This is a genomic window from Haloferula rosea, from assembly GCF_016595525.1.
In the GTDB taxonomy this organism is placed as follows: Bacteria; Verrucomicrobiota; Verrucomicrobiia; order Verrucomicrobiales; family Akkermansiaceae; genus Haloferula; species Haloferula rosea.
On the sequence record NZ_JAENII010000006.1, the window covers coordinates 180,945 to 198,678 of the forward strand.

General features: G+C 61.6%; 8 protein-coding genes. 3 read left to right on the plus strand and 5 right to left on the minus strand.

What is annotated here, in order from left to right:
* Positions 1–5: 5 nt before the first annotated feature.
* From JIN81_RS09830 to JIN81_RS09845, 4 genes are read right to left on the minus strand one after another with little or no spacing between them, the layout of a single operon-like run.
* On the minus strand, positions 6–3,203 hold the full coding sequence (locus tag JIN81_RS09830; RefSeq protein WP_200278768.1) for a discoidin domain-containing protein: 3,198 nt from the start codon (positions 3,201–3,203) through the stop codon (positions 6–8).
* The gene (locus JIN81_RS09835) at positions 3,200–6,451 is read right to left on the minus strand and encodes a discoidin domain-containing protein (protein ID WP_200278769.1); all 3,252 of its coding nucleotides are present in this window, start codon (positions 6,449–6,451) and stop codon (positions 3,200–3,202) included. The genes JIN81_RS09830 and JIN81_RS09835 overlap by 4 nt, the downstream gene beginning before the upstream one ends.
* The gene (locus JIN81_RS09840) at positions 6,448–9,741 is read right to left on the minus strand and encodes a DUF5107 domain-containing protein (RefSeq protein ID WP_200278770.1); all 3,294 of its coding nucleotides are present in this window, start codon (positions 9,739–9,741) and stop codon (positions 6,448–6,450) included. The genes JIN81_RS09835 and JIN81_RS09840 overlap by 4 nt, the downstream gene beginning before the upstream one ends.
* A 54-nt stretch (positions 9,742–9,795) precedes the next feature.
* Complete coding sequence (locus JIN81_RS09845; protein ID WP_200278771.1) at positions 9,796–11,340, minus strand: SLC5 family protein; 1,545 nt, start codon at positions 11,338–11,340, stop codon at positions 9,796–9,798.
* Positions 11,341–11,405: 65 nt separating this feature from the next.
* Here JIN81_RS09845 and JIN81_RS09850 point away from each other — a divergent pair, with 65 nt between their 5' ends.
* On the plus strand, positions 11,406–11,621 hold the full coding sequence (locus JIN81_RS09850) for a hypothetical protein (protein ID WP_200278772.1): 216 nt from the start codon (positions 11,406–11,408) through the stop codon (positions 11,619–11,621).
* Between the two features lie 49 nt (positions 11,622–11,670).
* Here JIN81_RS09850 and tmk read toward each other — a convergent pair whose 3' ends face one another.
* On the minus strand, positions 11,671–12,243 hold the full coding sequence (gene tmk, locus JIN81_RS09855) for a dTMP kinase (protein ID WP_200278773.1): 573 nt from the start codon (positions 12,241–12,243) through the stop codon (positions 11,671–11,673).
* A 201-nt stretch (positions 12,244–12,444) separates the two neighbouring features.
* On the opposite strand from tmk, the gene JIN81_RS09860 reads away from it, so the two are divergent.
* Both JIN81_RS09860 and JIN81_RS09865 read left to right on the plus strand, forming a co-directional pair.
* Positions 12,445–14,724 (plus strand): alkaline phosphatase D family protein, encoded by a 2,280-nt coding sequence (locus tag JIN81_RS09860; RefSeq protein ID WP_200278774.1) that lies wholly within the window; start codon positions 12,445–12,447, stop codon positions 14,722–14,724.
* A 286-nt stretch (positions 14,725–15,010) separates the two neighbouring features.
* Positions 15,011–17,581, plus strand: coding sequence for an autotransporter outer membrane beta-barrel domain-containing protein (locus tag JIN81_RS09865; RefSeq protein ID WP_200278775.1), 2,571 nt, complete (start codon positions 15,011–15,013; stop codon positions 17,579–17,581).
* Positions 17,582–17,734 lie beyond the last annotated feature (153 nt).

Genomic DNA, 17,734 nt, shown 5'->3' on the forward strand with positions numbered 1-17,734 from the left:
TTTCTTCAGTCGTTGAATCCAGGGATGATGCCGAGATCGCGGACGTCACCCGGGTCTCCAAGCAGTGGTTCGATTTCAGCCATGCTGGCGAAACCGCGGTTGCCGTGATCGCGAAGGATGGAGAGACGAAGGTAACGTGCCTTGATGGGGTCCTTGAAGCGGATTTCCTGAGTGTTCCCGGAATTTGCCAGTTTGCCATTCGTGGCGATCTTCAACCATTTGCTTCCATCGATGGAAACCTCGACCTCGTAGGCGGAAACCCGGCCGTTCTCCATGTCCTTCCTCTGAGTGCATCGAAGTCCAAGGATGGGCTTCGGACCAAGAAGGTCGATGGTGAGGTCGGCCGGAAGTTTTTCGCCGGTGGTCCAGTCGGTGTGCCATAGCGTGGTGGGGTCGCCATCGGCGGCATGCGACGCGGGTGTGGTGCTGTGGGCGCTGCTGGCGGTGACGACGAGGGATGTCTCGCCGATCAACTCCTGGAGCTGGGATGGGCTCAACACGCCGGATGGATTGAAATCCGATGACTGGATGCGCTGGATGAGAGCCCGTTTCAACTGGCGGGCAACGATGCGCTCGTCGGGTCGGGATTCGACATCGAGCGTGCAGACGAGAAGTTTGCCGGGGCCGACCCGGGCTTCGAAGATTCCGGTTGGCAAGGCGTTGCGATCGTACTTGTCGATGAACCGGAATGGTTTCGCGACGGAGGCATCCACGCCGCTCAGGTCGACGGCGGTGGAGGTTGCCGTCAGTTCCCACCACTGCCAGTTGGTGTGGCTGTCGGTCGGGAAATGATTCCACAACGGGTGGTCGGTCTCGATGGTTGCCCCGAGCGTGCCCGGTTGGTTGGGGAAATGGAGCGGTGACCAGAAGACCGGGATGAACCGGGCGGGAAGGGATTTGCGAACCGCGCCCGAGGGCGGCAGAAGAAGCACGGACTTGCCTGCTGCGAGATCGGCCATGCATTCTTCGGTCGTGCCGCGGTGGATGATGAGGTCCTTTTCCGCGGCTGGCGCGTTCCTGGGGTAAACCCAGATCGGCCAGGAGTTCGTGATGTCTTCGCTCGGTCCCGACACCTCGAGCGTGAGCTGCACGGGGCGGGTGAAGGCACTCAAGTCCGCGCGGAAAGCTCCGATCTCCAGTCCGTTGCCGAGCGGGAACCGGCGAGCGTCAAATGCCTGCTCGGCCACGACCTCTCCGCCGGGTGCGATGAGACGTGCGGAGAATCCGACGGCGTCCAGCGGCAACTCGCTGAAGTTGGCGAGTTCAAGATCAGCGGTGAAGGTTTCGCTGTTCTCCCAGACGAACTTCTCCATCCGTGCGAGCGGCACCACGGCATCGGAGAATTGCCGGAATTCGTCGGCTGTGATCACGCCCTTCGAATCCCAGAAGGCGTCGAGGAGCCCGACCGTTGCGGTGCTTTGTCCGGGGAAGTCCTGAAGTTGTAGTAATTGAATGCCGGCGAGCCCCTTGGTTCTCAGGGCTCGTTCGATGTCCTCCTTGTAGAGTAGTGCCGCGAGCTTGCCGGAGTCGCGGGTGAACCGTTCCGCGTCATCGAGCAGCGACTTGGCTTCGAGGTCCTGCTTGATCACCTCCAGCGCGGTCGAGCGGAGCGGGGTGTCTTCGTATTTCGGCAGTTCCGCAAGATTCGGGTAAACGACGTATTGTCCGACCTCGTGGGTGACGAGCGGGATTTCAAGGCACTCGAGGCCTTCGGCGTAGTCGGTGTCGGTCGAGGGAAAGGTGGTGTTGAGGAATCCCTGACCGCGCACCCAGCCCGATTTGGAGCGCTGGGTGATGAAGAAGTCGTCCTCGGGGCCGGGCAGCAGGCCGCGCGGGGAGAAGGCGTAACTGGTGGACGTGAAGAGCATGTCCGGCGCGATCTCGCGGAAGTGCCCGATCAGGGCGTCCATGTGTTTGAGGTTGCCTTTCAGTTCATTGCCGAGCGAAAACATGACGAAGGACGGGTGGTGTCCGTATTCGCGGAAGATCCGCTCGCCTTCCGCCTTGAAGAACTCGTCTGCCGGCGGGTTCTTGCCCATTTCGAAGGTCCAGTTCGGGAGTTCGACCTGCAGGTAGATGCCGTGGCGATCGGCGGCTTCGAAGGCTGCTTCCGGCGGGCACCACGAGTGGAAACGAAGGTGGTTCAGTCCGTGGTCGCGGGAGACCTGCATGATCTTTTCCCACTGTGGTCCCTCGGCATCGGGGTGGCCGGTCTGTGGGAAGATGGCGCATTCGAGATTGCCGCGCAGGAATGTCGGTTGGCCGTTGATCAGCAGGTCGCGTCCTTTCGCCGTGAAGTCGCGGAAGCCGATGGTGCGCGTCAACTGGTGAAGCGGCTGCCCGTCTTCGTCGAGGAGCTGGATCTCGAGCTGATAGAGTGTGGGGGAAAGTTCCGACCAGGGTTTCGCTGCCCCGAAGCGTGCGACGAAGGTCTTGCTCTGACCGAGGTCCTTCACGGTCGGCATCCGTGTGGTGGATGTGGCCCCGGGTTCGGAGATGGAGACGCTGAGTCGACTGCGCGGGGGAAAGTCGCCGGCGGCAGTGATTTTCATGGTCCCGTCCGATCGGGTCATGATGCGGAGGTCATCGATGCGTGCCTTGGGCACCTGCTGGATCTCGAGGTCACCGATCACGCCATTCCAGATCGTTTGGGTGCCTGCGGTGTAGGCATGGCCGATGTCGCCGATGGGAACCATCTGGCGGTTGTCGATACGCAGCGTGAGGGTGTGGGTTTGCCCGGGCTTGAGGTAGCCCGTCAGATCGTAGCGGTGGGGGGCGGAAAGTGAGTTCTGAGGTGCTCCCACGGGCTGCTTGTCGACCCAAACGCGGGACTCCCACAGGACGCGCTCCAGGATGAGGATGGAATCGTGGTCGCCACGCCAGTCGTCGGGCACGCGGATCTCCCGTTGGTACCATGCCGGACCGACGTAGGGATGGCGCTCGCGGAGCCGGTTCATGGTCTCCTTGTCGAGCTTGAGATCCATCTGGAACTCGGGCCCCTTGGATTGTGCGGCTGTGCTGCCCGGGAGGTTGATGGTATCGGGGAAATCCCAGGTCGATGGCCCTGCTGCCAGGCCCAGGTCCTTGGCATCAAGGCTGAATTTCCAAGTGCCGGACAGGTCCAGGCTGTTGGCGAGGAGTGGCAGGCAGGTACTCAAGGTGCAGGCGAGAAGGGCGCTGCTGATGGTGCGGAGCGGTTTCACGGATTCTGGGGAGATGGGACGATGTCGATCTCGGCGATGGCGGCATTTTTGCCATTGGCGACGGTGGGCATGCGGAGAGTCAGGGAACGGGTCTTGATGGCGCCCGGCAGCGGGATCCGGAACTTCCCGGCGCCTTCGCGCACCTCGGTGGTGGCGAGTACCCCGCCGTCCTCGTTGAGCACTTCGACGGTCTTGAGGTGGCCGTTCTTGTTCCCGTCCTGCCTCTGGGTGACGAGGACCGCCTCGATCTCGATGGCTTCGGGGAGGGTCAAGGTCAGGGTGTGGGGTGGTAGTGCGGGATTCGGTTCGAACCGGCTGTGCCAGAAAGTACTGCGATCCCCGTCGATGGCCTTCATGGTCTCGTAGCCCTTCGCTTCGCTGCTGGCTTTGGCCGTGGCATTCATCCGGGAAAGCCTCGAGGGCTGAACGACGAGTTCGGCAAGGTCCGCAGCGGTCAATGTGACTTCGGGGTCGAACTCCGTGCTGCCAAGGTAGGTCTCCAGCGAGTGGCGGAGCTGGCGGGCGGCAGGGCGGTTGTCGAGCCTGCTCTCGAGATCGGCGCTGCAGGCGATGAGCTTGCCCTTGCCGACCTTTGCTTCAAAGACGAGACCGAGTTTCCGGTTGGTGAACCAGTCGTCGATGGGTTGGACGAATGGGATCAGGTCCTCGTGCTTCGTCAGCAGGAACGGCTGGGATCCGGTGACGATCTCCCACCACTGCCAGTTGGTGTGGATGTCGGTGGGGAACCGGGAAAGGGCCGGGTGCTCGGGCTCGATGAGCAGACCGAGGGTATGCGGGGGCTGCCAGTTCGTGTAGGCGGTGTTCCAAAAGACGGTGGAGAAGCCGGTCTTGATCGGGTGCTCGAAGTCATCGGCGACCTGACCGGGTGGCACCAGCCAGAGTACGTTCTTGCCGGCTGCGAGTGCCTCCTGAGCGGTTTTCAGGTCCTTGGTGATCAAGCTTTCGGAGTTCTTTTCCGGGGCCTCGCTGATGACATTCGGGTAAACGAAGAGATCCCATGAATTGCGTGCGTCGGTTCCCTCGATGCTGACACTGAGGGTGAGCTTGGCGGGTGCTTCGATCTGATTGAGCGGCACCCGAATGGTGGCGAGGTCGTGAAGGGCGGATTTCGATAGCTGCCGGGCGGGCAGCTTGCCGCCGGCAACGGTCTTTTCGCCGTGACGGATGGTCCAGACGGGGGTGGCCTCACTGAGGTCTTCCGGCCCGAAGTGGGAAAGCTGGAGTGCGGCCTCGAGGGTCTCGTTCGCGGTGTAGACCATCTTCTTCAGGCGGGCGAGGGGGACGATGGGGCCGCTGAATGCGTGGTATTCCTCAGGCGAGATGTATCCCTTTTCGTCCCAGAAGGCATCGAGCACGCCGACCAGTGCGGTTCCTTGGCCGGGGAAGTCGTGCAGGTCGAGGAGCTGGAACCCGCCGAAGCCTTCGGTGCGCAGGGCGGCTTCGATGTCATGCTTGTAACAAAGGGCCTGCCACTTGCCGGAGGCCATGAGGAAGTCCTCGGATTGTTTCAGGACGCCGTTGCGACGCGCCACTTCGCGGAAGATCTCGAAGTTTCGTGCCTTGAAATAGCCCGTGTATTTGTCGATCTCCTTGAAGTTCGGGTAGGCGCACCATTGACCGATTTCGTGGGAGATGACCGGGGCGTCGGTGTGTTTCCTGAGGTAGTCGGACCAATCGAAGTCGGTCTGCGGTGGTTTGGCATTGATGATGGAGCCCAGTCCTTCACCCCAGCGCTGGACGCGTGGCTGGAACGGGTTGTGGAAGTCACTTCCCTTGACCACCGGCCACCCGGCACCGGTCGTGTAGAGCCGGCGGGAGTCGGCCTGCTGCTGACGCTTGACCCAATCGGCGAGCCACTTTGCGTGGTTCGGGCCTCCCGGTTCGTTGCCGTAGGCCATCAGGAGGAAACTCGGATGGTTGCCGTACTCCTCGCGGATCCGTTCGGTTTCGGCATTGATCCACGCATCGACCGGGCGACCTGATCCGACCGCAGCAGTTCCGTTTGCCCAGGCGGATGCTTCGACCTGATAGTAGAAGCCGAGTTCATCCGCTGCGATGAAGGCGGCCTTGGGTGGGCACCACGAGTGGAAACGAATGTGGTTCAGGCCGTGGGCCTTGCAGATGCGGATGATGCGTTTCCATGGTTCCACCTCGGTCGGCGGGTGCCCGAGTATCGGGAAGATCGCGCACTCAAGCGTGCCGCGGAGGAAGGCTGGCTCACCATTCAGGATGAGGCGTCCGTCGCGGTTCTCGATTTCGCGGAAGCCAAAGGTGGTGTGGTGGGTGTCCTCGGCCATGTCGTCGCCGGTCTGGAGAAAGACGGTCGCCTGATAGAGCGTGGGACTGAATTCGTTCCACAGCTTCGGGTCCTCGACCTTGGCCACGCGTTCGGCGTTGAAACTTCCATCTGCCGCCTGCTTCACCACTTCGGATTTGAGAAAGGTCGTCTTGTTGCTGTCGCCGACCGGGTGGATTTCGACGCGGAGGGTCGCCTCGCCGACCTGATCACTGAGTTGGCCATCGACCTTGATCCGGACGGTGCCATCGGCCGATGGGAACAGGTCGACCCGTTCGATGTGGCTGGCGGCCAGTGCCTGAAGCTCCATGGTGCCGACCACGCCATTCCAGTTGCCCTGGGTTTGGTCGCTGACACTATGGGCGGAAGGACCGACGTTGATCTTGTCCAGGCGGTTATCGATCCGCATGGTCAGCGTGTGGGTACCCGGTGCGAGTTCACCGAGACGGAGTCGATGGGGGGTGCCGAGAGCGTTCGCTTCTCCGATTTTCCTGCCATCGAGCCACACTGTGCTCTGCCAATGGACCCGCTCGAGAAACAGGTCGACGGGATGGCCTTTCCAGTCGTCCGGGACTTCGATCTCCCGCTGGTACCATGCCGGGCCGAGGAAATGCAGGGGCGGCTGGAGGAAGAAGGGGAACTTGAAGTTGTCGGGCGCCTGCCACTCGACGAACATGTCGGGATAGCGCCACGTTTCACCGGTCCAGTTGGTTTCGAATGACGGCTCGTCGCCGAATCCCTGGGCGGTGACCATGCCGGGCAGTTGGATGACATCGGGAAACTTCCATCGGTCAGGCGCCTCCTTGATGCCATAGTCCTCGGCATCGAGGGCGAACTTCCATTCACCAGCGAGGTCGAGGGTTTCGATCGGCTGGGGAGATGCGCTCAGGACACCGATCGACACGAGTGTGGGGAGGTAGAGGGATTTCATGCAGGATTGAGCGAAAGGGTGCGGTTGAGCATTGCTGCCATCGGGTCTGTGAGTGTGAAGGCGAGGGTTTTCCGGAGTTCCGTGACCGCATTTTCCGTTTCTTCCAGACCGTGATGGGCCAGAGCCATGAGAAGGTGGTGGTCGGCATCGCGCCTCTTCTGGAGGTCTTCCTCGAAGACGAGCAGGTTCGGCAGCGAAGTGGCGAAGTAATCGATCTTGGCCTTGGTCCTGAGTCCTTCCCGGGCGAATTCGGCAAGGCCGGTGAAGAGGCGGCGTGCCTCTTCCTCACGTCCCATTTCCCGCAGGGACAGGCCACGGAAGTAGGAAAGGGGGGAGTGGCTTGTGACGGCCATCTCGCTGAAGTCGCCTTCTTCCTCCGCAGACAGCTTGAAGTGCTGCAGCGCTTCCTCTTCCCTGCCCATGGCGCGCAAACTACGGCCAAGCCAGTAGTTCACGTCGGCCTTGGCCTGGAGGAGGTGGTAGGCTTCCCCGAGTGACTCGGGCGTGTCCATGGCGAGCGAGAACTGCTCGTAGGCGCCCGGGGCATCATCATTCTCCAATGCCTGCTGGCCGAGGAGGAGGCGGGCGTCGGTGTATTGCTTGAGCACGGCGCCCTCGCCGCCTTCCCACGGGTGGAATCGGCGGGAAAGCACGAGGTCGAGTGCTTCCTGGGGGCGGCCGGTCAGGTTGTAGAGGGATGCGAGTGCCACGGTGGCGTCATCGCGCAGCAGAACCGCTTCGCGATGGGATTCGAGGAACTTGAGCCGGTCCTCGAGCGGATCGTTGAGTTTCTGACAAAGTTGATCGAACTCGGAGACCAAGCGGGCGTCGTCAGTATCCAGAGCAATGGCTTTCAGGTAGCAGGCTCTGGCCGCTTCGCCATCCCTGTTGAGGTTCCAGTGGGCGAGCGCGAGGTTCCGGTGGGCCTGTGGGTTGTCGGACGTGGCGGCGATACGCCACATCTCGAGAGCGTCCTGATGTCGCTTCAGGTCGTAATAGTAGTTGCCCAATCCGTAGGCGGCGAGGGTGTCGTCACCGGATGGTTCCATGGCCCATTCGAGGATGAGCTGCTCGTGGATCCGGGACGGGAAGAAGTGGGCCGGATCCTGCTGGCGGGCGGTCGCCAGATCGGCGGGATCCCGGGACAGCCAAGCCTTGGCGTAGGCGGTCATCTGGCTTCGTTCGAGCGGGTTGGGGACCGCGCAGTCGGTGGTGCCGTGCTGGTCATGCAGGGCGAGCAGTGCCAGTGCCTCGTCCCTGAATCCGGCGTCGCTGTAGTCGAAGACCAGATCGAGAATGGTCTGGGCGTCGTTCCGCGTGCCGCTGAGGAATTTGTCGATGTCGCCGCTCACGTGGGTGGCCCAGTGGTCGAGTGGGTCGCTGGCAAGCAGTTCCTCGAGGATGGCGGATGCCTCGGAGTCCCGGCCGAGTTTCTTCAGCGCCAGGGCGGTGAGTGTTCTGGCCTTGTTGTGGTCGCGGTTGGTGGCGAGTGATTGATCGAGGTGACCGAGTGCGGTTTCAAAGTCTCCCTTCCGGCAATCGAGGCAGGCGATCTGATAGAACGAGCTACTGCGCCATTCGTAGTTCCAGGTTGCCTTGTAGAAAAGCGAGTAGGCGGCTTCGGGTTCGCCGAGATGGACTTTCGTGAGTCCGAGGAAGTAGTGGGCTTCGCCGGTGACCGGGTTCGGGTGCCTTGTGGTGAGGCGGGCGATGGCCTTTTCCAGATGGGCTGCGGCTTCTTCGAGCAGGCCACGACGCAGGAGGCGCTTGCCCAGGGCGAGGTTGGCGCGGAAGTCAGCCGGGTCGATCTCCAGGCAGCGTTCGAGATACGGCTCGGGCGCCCGGGTCGGGTGGCGATAGAGTTCGAGGTGTTCAGCGGTGAAGAAGAGCTCGTCGGCGGATTCGAGTTCGTCGGCCGTCGGTGGCTCGGTGGCCTGGACGCGGTCGCGTTGCAGCGTGCTCACGTCGATCGGGCGGAAATCAAGGAGCAGCTTGCCTTCATCATCGCGGAACTCGGCAAGCACTGCGGCGGGGTTCTCACCCTCGAAGGCGAGCGACTTGTCCTGCCATGCTTCACCGGGTTTCAGGTTGATCGGGAAGGCTCCGATCACCTCGCCATGGCGGGAGATGGTGAGCTCTCCGCTCGTGGGTTCCGAAACATTCAGGCCGAGTTGGATGGTGCGGTCGTCACGGATGGTGAGGTGCAGTGCGGCCTGCTGGTTGGCCGCCTGGACGGGGCCAATCCCCTGAATCGGCCACCAGAATTGCGAGAAGGTCTTGGTTTCGTAGGGAAGGAGGTAGGTGAAATCCGGTTGGTTGTCGGTGTAGACGCCCGCCATCAACTCGACGTAGGGGCCATTCTCATCGGTCAGCTCGCGGTCCCATGCCCATCCGAAGTCGTGGTTGCCCCAGGTCCATTGCTTTTTGCCGGGGGCGATGTGGCGGTTCGCGACGTGGACGAATCCACCATCGGCCTTGAAGTCGTAGCCACCGAAGAAGTCAGCGAGGGTCTGGCAGACCATGTAGCTGGTCGGCACCGGGATGTTCTCGTACCACGACAGGTCGTTGGCGCCGGGCCGGTTCTGGTAGTCGACGCCGTAGTAGGGGTTGTTCGCTTCCGGGAATGAGGAGAGCGCCCGCACGGCGTGATCGGCGACGTAGTTGACGTCCGGCGGGAAGAAAGACTGGTATTGGTCGTGCACCATGGCGGCGACATTCGCCCACCAGAGGAAGGTGTGGGTGAGGGGCGTGCGGTTGTAGAGGCGGCCGCGGAGCTCGATGAGCGAGGAGTCCGGACGGATGCGGATTCCGTGCATGCCTTTCAGGCGGTTGAGCGGGTCGTGCTCAGACATCCAGACCGTGGCGCTGCCATCTTCCTCGTGCTCGATGTGCACATCGGCCGGCATGAAGGTCCCGGGGCGGTGGTGCTGGGGCCAGTTGAACTCGACGCCGCCTGAGATCCATGGGCCGGCCAGGCCGACGAGGGCGGGTTTGATCACATCGTTTCTGTAGAAGAAGTCGTAATCGTCATTTGTCTTGTCCTGCCCGAGGAAGATGCGCCCACCGATCTCCGGGAGCATGACAAGCCGGATGAAGTCGTTCTCCAGGCGCGCGGAGGTGTAGGTGATGTCCTCGGGGACGTCGTGCACCTTGTCCACGAAGGGCACAGGGTAGACTTTTCCCGAGGAACCCTGATAGACGCGCTTTTCAAAGAAGAGCGGGTTCTTCTCCGGGGCGCCCAGCGGGTACGTCGGAAGAGTCAGGGGTTCGAGTTGGGCGATCAGGGACATGGGTCGATGGAGGTCCGGTGGTTTGCAGGATGGATGCTGAGGGACGGCGCCCGATCAGCGGAAAATGATGAAGAAGGCGATGACGCCTGCGATCACGAGTGCACCGCAGATTTTCACGACGGGCTCGGTCTTGATGGCGACTTCCTCGCGGATCGGGAGGGTGCGGGGTTCCGAGAGTGGATTGACCAGGGTCATGATCAGCATGACGGTCGACACCCCAAGGAAGGCGATGAGCACCTGGTGGAGGAAGAACAGCCCGTGCGTTTCCTGGGTGAACTGGAGGATGCCGTAGAACAGGGGGCCGAGAAGCAGGGCGACCGCACCGGCGGCCTGGGGTGCCTTCGGCATGAGGAAGGCGAACACGAAGGCGGCGACCACGCCGGGCCAGATGTAGCCTTGGAACTGCTGGATGAACTTGAAGACGCCGCCGAATTCCGGGTTATCGAGGACGGGGGCGATGGTGCAGCCGATGGCGACGATGCCCACGGTGAGCAACCGACCGAGCCAGACGAGGTTCTTCTCACTCACCTCTGGATTGATGAGTCCGCGGTAGATGTCCATGGTGGCAATCGTCGAGGACGAGTTGAGCAGCGAGGCGAGGGTGGAGGTCACGGCACCTGCGATGGCCGCATAGATGAGGCCGCTGATTCCCGGTGGGATGAGCTCCTTGATCAGGGTGGGGAAGGCGGCGTCGGGCGTCGGCAGCTTGTCGGCGAAAAGCTGGTTCGCCATGAGTCCGGGCATGACGATGGCGAATGGCACCAGCAGCCACAGCGCTCCGGCGAAGATCATGCCGAGCTGGCCGTGCTTCAGCGTCTTGGCGGCCAGATTTCGCTGCACGATGAATTGGTTCAGGCCGCAGTAGTAGATCATCACGATCCACATGCCCGACAGGATGCCGGTCCACGGGAGTTCCGGGTGGTCCGCTGGCAGGATCATGTGAAGGCTGTCGGCATTGGTGGTGGTGAAGGCCTCCCAGCCACCGACGGCTTTCAACCCGAAGAAGAAGACGAGCAGTCCGCCGCCGATCAGGGCGAGCCCCTGGACGAGGTCGGCCCAGGCGATGGCCTTGAGGCCGCCGAGCGTGGAATAGAACATCCCGATCGCACCGATGATGATCACCCCTTGCCACAGCGGCAGCCCCACGATGGCGCGCATCGTCACGCCACCGGAGTAGAGCACCGCGGGAAGCATCACGACGGCGTAGATGATGACCGTGAGGATGGCCATGATGCCGCGTGCGGTGCGGTTGTAGCGATACTCGAGGAACTCAGGCATGGTGTAGATGCCGGCCCGCAGGAAGCGCGGGAGAAGGGACATCGAAACCACCACGATGAAGACCGAACCAAGAAGCTGCCACGCGCTCACGGCGAGCCCCGTGCCGCCAGCGGCTGAGCCGGCCATGCCTACCATTTGCTCGGTCGAGATATTTGCCGCGACGATCGAGATCCCGATCAGTGGCCAGGTCAGGCTGCGGCCTCCGAGGAAGAAGTCGGAAGAACTTTGGTCGGCTCCAGCTGCTCGTCGACTTTTCCAGACCGACAGTCCGATGACGAAGACGAAGAAAAGGACGAATGAGATGAGTGATAGAGAGTGCACGGGTTTGGGCTTTGGAGCATGCTATCGGAAGTGATGGCTTCCTATGGTCTGTTTTCAGAAAACATTTGTCCAAACCGTTCGCATCGGTGATCCAAGGGCACTGGCTTGCCGTGCTTCGGGGATTTTTCCGCCTTGGACCGGGCCTGGGATTCGTCCTGTGGTTGCTCTTGTTCGCGGTCGTTGAGTCCGCGAAGACGGTGGTTGAACCACTCCCTGCTGGTGCGGAAGGGCTTCCTTCACCGGCGGAGGAACGGGTGCTGGGCGAGTCGCCGGAGGAGTGATGAAGTCCGGGTGGCCGGAGGAGTGATGAAGTCCGGGTGGCCGGACTTTTCACTGCAAGGCCTCGCGCAGGCTGGCCTGGACCTCGGCGATGGGGCGATTGGTATCGATGACGTGGACGAAGGGCTCTTCGGCAAGGCCGAGGAAGATCTCGCGGCATTTGGCCAGTGAGTCGCGCTTTTCGAACTCGTTGGTGGTGTCGCCGCGGGCACCGATCCGCTCGCGGGCGGCATCGACATCGAGATCGAGGATGAACAGGTGATCGGGACGGGGGGCGAAGGCTTCGTTCTTGGCGCGGATTTCGCGTGGGTTGAAACCGCGGCTCCCCTGATAGGCCATGGTGGAGAAGTAGTAGCGATCGAGGATGACGACCTTCCCGGCATCGAGGGCGGGACGGATCAGCTCGTCGATGTGCTGTTTCCGGTCCTTGAGGAAATACTCCAGTTCGTCCTCCGGCGACAGGCGTCCGGTCGCGGCGGACTCGCGCAGCTTCTTTCCCCACGGTTGATCGGTGGGTTCACGACTGGTCACGACCTCGCGCCCCTGACTGCGGAACCAATCGGCGAGGAGTTGGACCTGCGTGGACTTGCCGGTTCCGTCGATGCCTTCGAGGACGATGAACATGTGCGGGAGTCTTGGGAATGGCGGGCACCCGCGCAAAGCTGAAATGAGGGGGAATGCTCCGTGGTCCAATGAGGCGGATCTGGCTGAGCGCACGGGGTGTTATGCAGGCGGTTGATGGTGGTCGGTGGAGGAAGCAGATACGCCTGTAAGGATGGCAGTATTTGATCGGTATTCGCTGATATGGTGATGTTTGTTCGTGTAATGCTCGGAATTCTAGGGGTGGGTTTGCTCGCTGCAGAAGAGCCCCTGCGGGTGCTGGTTTGGAATACCGAGAGGGGGTCGAACCCGTATGGTCCAGCGGGGAAAGAGCGGGTGCTGAAGGTAATCAAGGACAGCAAGGCGGACGTGGTCTTGTGGCAGGAGAGCTACCCGCTGGAGGGCATGGACGAGACTCTGGGAGCGTGGGTGTCGAAGCAGCTGGGGTGGAACTTCTGGCAGGGGGAGAGCCCGCATCTGGCGGTGGCGACCCGCTTCACGCCGATCGAGCGAGACTTCCAGCATCCGTGGCATGGCCTGGGGGCGAGGTTGAAGGATGATGCAGGGCGGGAATTCGTGGCGTGGAGCATCTGGCTCGACCACCGGGCTCCGGTGCAGTGGGCGTCGGTGGCCGAGCCCTCGCCGAGCGATGAGGAGTTGCTGGCCTGTGACACGACCCTGTCCGATCGCTTCAAGCAGGCACAGGCCTTGTTGGATGATCTGGACCGAAGGGGCCTCCTTGATGCCCAAGTGCCGGTACTGGTCGGCGGGGACTGGAATTGCTCATCCCATCTCGATTGGACGGCTCGGGCTGCGGAGAAATTTCCGCATCGGCGTCCTCTGGCGTTGCCGATCAGTCGATTGATGCACTCGGCGGGGTTTGATGATGCGTTCCGTGTGGTCCATGCGGATCCGGCCGAGCATCCGGGAACTACCTGGACTCCGCGAGGTGACCAGCGGGAGGACGGCAGTCCGGACCCTCCGGAGCGGATCGACCGGCTGTATGTGAAGAACGCCATCGGCCGCCCTGCCCTGCAACCGGTGAAGGCAACGGTGTTTCCGCTGAATCCGGAGGATGCCCGGGCGCCCAGGACCGAAGCGGTGTTTCCGAGTGATCACGCCGCGACCTTGATCGAGTTCGAGTGGGTCGAGGCGGACGGAGCGACCGCAGGGGCCTTCGAGCCCGAACCGGCCTCTGCGTCCCCGGGATTGGATCATCGCGCGCCGAAGGAGGTGGAGCCGGGTTTCGCGCCGACGCGCATTGCGTGGGGCTCGTGTTTCCGGGAGTCACAGCCATGCCCGATGCTGGACACCCTCGGGAAGGAGAAGCCCGAGCTCTACTTCGCCCTCGGCGACAACATCTACGGGGATACCCAGGACATGGGATTACTACGGATGAAGTACCGCCGGCTGGCACGGCATCCCGGGTGGCGGGCGTTGACCGACACGGCACGTGTGATCGCCACCTGGGATGATCACGACTACGGAGCCGACGACTCGGGAGAAAACTACAAACCCCGGGAGGCTTCCAAGGAGATCTTCCTCGATTTCTTTGATGAGCCAGCCGGCAGTGTCCGGCGGAAGCGTGAGGGGATCCACGCTTCCTCCATGCTCGGACCTGAAGACCGCCGTATCCAGTGCCTGATGCTGGATCTGCGGACGTTCCGATCGGATCTCATCCGCGATGACGCCAAGCCCTACCCAGAGCTGGGAAGGTATCGCGCGCTCCGGGATGACGAACCCCAGAGGATGATGAGTGAAGCGCAGTGGGCATGGCTTGAGGAGGAACTCAATAAACCGGCCAGGCTGCGCCTGATCGGCCTGTCGACCCAACTCGGCAGCGGTCACAATGGTTATGAGGCATGGGCCAACATGCCGAAGGAGCGGGAGCGATTCTTTGCGCTGCTGGAGAAAACGAAGGCAGAAGGGGTGATTCTCCTGTCGGGCGACACCCACTGGGCGGAGGTGAGTCTGGTCGAACGTCCCGGACTCTATCCGATCTATGATCTGACATCGAGCAGTCTGAACCAGCAATGGGATCCACCGGGCGCCAACCCGAACCGGATCGGCACGGCCTACACGAAACCCAATGCCGGGGTGATGGATATCGATTGGGAGGCTGGCATGGTGAAGACACGCATTCTTGATGCCTCGGGCGGCACTCGGATCGCCCTTGAGATTCCGATGGATCAGCTCCGATCGGGGGTTGCTGGAACCGAAGCCGATGTGTCGGGTGTCTGGGAGTCGGCCTTCGGTGAATTGCATCTCGAGCAGGATGGCGCCGCGTGGAAGGGGCGCTATCCGGGGGGGAGCTGCACATTGACCGAGCAGGACGGAGTTTATGTCGGGCGGTGGTCCGAGGGAGAGCGTGGGGGAGTCTGTCGCTTCCGGCTGTCATCCTGCGGGCGCTTTCTTCAGGGGGCCTACGGACGCGGAGAGGGTGAAGCACTGCTGCCGTGGCCGGCGTGGCGTGCCGATGCCGTTGGCGTCGAGTTCGTGAAGTGACCCCCGGATCTCTACGTCGGGCTTTCCGTGCTTCCGCGTCCCTCGGGGAGCGGAATGTCGGTGGGTAAGGCCCCCGCATGAGGAAAGGGGAGGCAAGGGGGTTACGAACTTTCCCGCGAAAAGCTCGAGTTCACTGTTAACGCATGGAGGGGGGACGTCATCAACAGGCGTATTCGATGAGGTGACATTGCAACACTTCCACTCCCTGTTCCTGAACCCATGGGCAGGGTCGGAAGGAGTTGATGGCGATGACGAAGAGTTCCTCAGCTGAACCACACACAGAAGCATGAAAAACCCGGGAAACTACAAGATGAGACTCCAGCTCGGCGCCGCGTTGGGCATCGCGGCGATGGCAAGTTCGAGCGCGAATGCCGCCGTCCGAACCTGGAATGGCAATACGGATACCAACTACAACGTCCCCGGAAACTGGTCGGGCGGCGATGTGCCCGATGGCAATGATAGCGGAGTCCTCGGGGGCGGCGGCACAGGCATCACGGATCTGGCGGGTGGGATCAGTCCGAGTACTGCAAATGCCCTCAATGTCCGGGGCGGCCATGTCTTCAACATCAACAATGCTGGTGGCATCCTGAACGTGAATGCGAACGTCAATGTGGGTCGAGGTGTCGCGGGTAATGATAATGAGATCAACCACTCGGGCGGAGCCTTCAACATCGGTGGGCTGGATATGGGTGGTAATGCCACCGGCGGCACATCCACCTACACGCTTTCCGGCACGGCCATCCTTTCCATCGATGCAGGAGCCTCGGCACGAGACTTCGACATTGGTGGCGATGTGGGTAGTGGAGATTTCGATACGACTTTCGCGATCGAGGGGGATGTTGCCACGGTGTCCCTGAATGCAGCTCCCGTGCTGCTTCGTTCGAGTGCGATCATCGACCTCAGTCTGGGTGCAACCGGGATCGATACAATCGACACCACGGGAGGCTTCACCCTCCAGAGCGGGGCAGTGCTGACCGTTGATGGTTCGTCCTATACCGGAGGAGCCGGCACCATCACGCTTTTCAGCTACGGCTCGCGGACGGACGCCACGGAGTTCAGCACCGAGAACATTTCAGGATTCGCCGGCTACGATGTCGATGTCGTCCACGATGAAGACAGCATCGATCTGGTGCTCGTGGCGGGTGATCCCGGTGGACTTGCCATCACCTCTTTCGATACGGATCTCTACACGGTTGCCCCTGGCGAGCCAGTGACCTTGAGTTGGGCAACCCAAGGGGCCACCACGGTCACGCTGGATGGCGCACCTGTCGACGCCAATGGAAGCACCGTGGTCAATCCGACCGTCTCGACCACCTACACCCTGAGCGCGGGTGATGGAGTTGGCACCGTCAACGACACCCTTGCCGTCTTCGTCCTTCCTCAGATCAATTCCTTCACGGCCGATGATACCCAGGTCGGCACGGGCGATCCTGTGAGTTTGAATTGGAGTGTTTCCGGCGCGGATAGCCTGACCCTCGATCCCGGTGGTATCGATGTGACGGCGGTGACGCCCCCCTACGTGGTGAATCCGGTTTCAAGCGAGACCTACACGCTCACCGCAACCAACGCTTCCGGGAGTGTCGGGTCGGATGTGGTGGTCTCGGTCGGGCCTGTGATCGATTCGTTTTCCGGGAGCCAGCAGTATGTGTTCTCCGGTGGTCTGGTGACCCTCGGTTGGGTCGCTGATGATTTCACGAGCCTGACTCTCACGGCCGACAATCTGATCGACCCTCCCGTGGACAGCGATGTGACCTCGGATAGTTCCGTGGACGTCAATCCCACAGAAAACATGCTCTACACCCTCACGGCATCGGATGGCGTGAATGCGGATGTCACCGCGACCTTTGAGATCGTGATCATGCCTGAGTATCCGGTGATCCCATCCGGACCGACCATCAGCGTGAATTTCCACGTCGATGATCTGGATGCCCTTGCCGACCATCAACTCACGATGGGAGAAACCGCGGGCTTTGTGCCGGTCGATGGCGAGTTCTGGACGAACATCAATTTGGGTGTGCCCAGCAATCATGAGGGTGAAGCGCTCTTTCCGTCGACCCAACTGATCGATGATACCGGCAATGCCAGTGCTGCGACGATCGCTCCCTCGGTCGACAGCAGTTATTTCGTCGGTTATGCGGCAAGTGCGGCCTCGGAGGCGCTTGAGCTGGGCCTCCCGGGAGATGACGACAATCTGTTCAACTCCTATCTCGCCCTTAACGGCCCGAACGGAGATGGAACTCCAGCGGACCTTGCCATTCTGGATATCAGTGGTTTGGGGTCGGAGTATACCAGCGGGGGCTACACATTGATCATCTACAGCGACAGCGACCGCCGTAACAACAGTGCCAACAAACGGCAGAGTCTCTACACCCTGACACCCTCCGGCGGGAGTGCGGTCACGGCCTTCGTCGAGGACGATGACCCGGCAGATGGGATCAATATCTTCGACAACACCTACGTCTTCAGCGACTACGTGGATGATGGCGATGACTACTCCAACTTCGTGATTTTTGAAGGACTGACCTCTGCGAGCTTCAGCCTTGAGATCAGTTCACCCGATGGTGGACGTGGGGCCATCAGTGGTTTCCAGATCATCGGGGGCACAGGGTTGCCTGCCGATCCGCTCAAGCTGAGTGTGGTGGGGAATGGAGCGAATCTGGATTTTGAATGGAACAGCTTGGCAGGCATGTCCTACAACCTGAGGGGGAGCGCTTCGCTGGACAGCGATCCCGCCACCTGGCCGATTGTCACAGGACAGAATGGCATCCTTGCGACGCCTCCGAACAATACCTTGTCCATTCCGCGTCCGGTTGACGACAAGTTCTTCTACGTCGTGGAAGAGTTCCCAACCCCTTGACCTCCTGGTGACGCCTATCTTCCGTGGCGAATCTCCGACGGGTGGAACTTTCCGGTTCCGCCCGTCGTTCGCCGCATCCTGTGTTTGCCCCGTGATCCGTGCGATCCCTGCCGTTTCTCCCTTCGGTTTTCCGACTGCCCAGCCCACTACCCG